The sequence below is a fragment of the Treponema endosymbiont of Eucomonympha sp. genome (genome assembly GCF_001028545.1).
Genome location: NZ_BBPW01000567.1, coordinates 1 through 474 on the forward strand (window position 1 = coordinate 1; position 474 = coordinate 474).

Annotated in this window: 1 protein-coding gene; it reads left to right on the plus strand. The window is 62.0% G+C overall.

Annotated elements, in window-relative coordinates:
- The coding region (locus AWU74_RS12175) for a hypothetical protein (protein WP_187150967.1) at positions 1–474 on the plus strand (474 nt) is incomplete at both ends.

Here is a 474-nt window from a genome sequence, read left to right on the forward strand (position 1 = left end):
CGCTCACGGACGACGGCGGCACCGGCATTCAGAAAGACGAGCTGAAGGCGGCCGGCGTCTATAAGCTCAAGGTGAGCGGCATAACGAAGAGCGGCGACGTTACGGTAACGGTGTCGAAGGCGGGGTATGCGTTCAAGGGAAGCCCGAAAACGGTGCAAGTGTACGCATCGTCGTCTGTTGCGGTGTCGGTCGACATTACGGCAAACGGGTCGGCAGCGGAAACCACGACGGCGCTGACGCTGAAGTTCGACCCGCCTATCGCGGTGCTTTCGGCGGATGACATTACGCTCACGGACGACGGCGGCACCGGCATTAAAAAGGGCGAGCTGTCGGCTCCCGCCGTCGGCTCGGACGGCGTCTATACGCTTGCGGTGAACAGCATAACGGCTGACGGCAAAGTTGCGGTGACGGTGTCGAAGGCGGGGTACGCGTTTGAGCCGAAGTCGCAGTCGGTGCTGGTATTCTGTCCGCCGA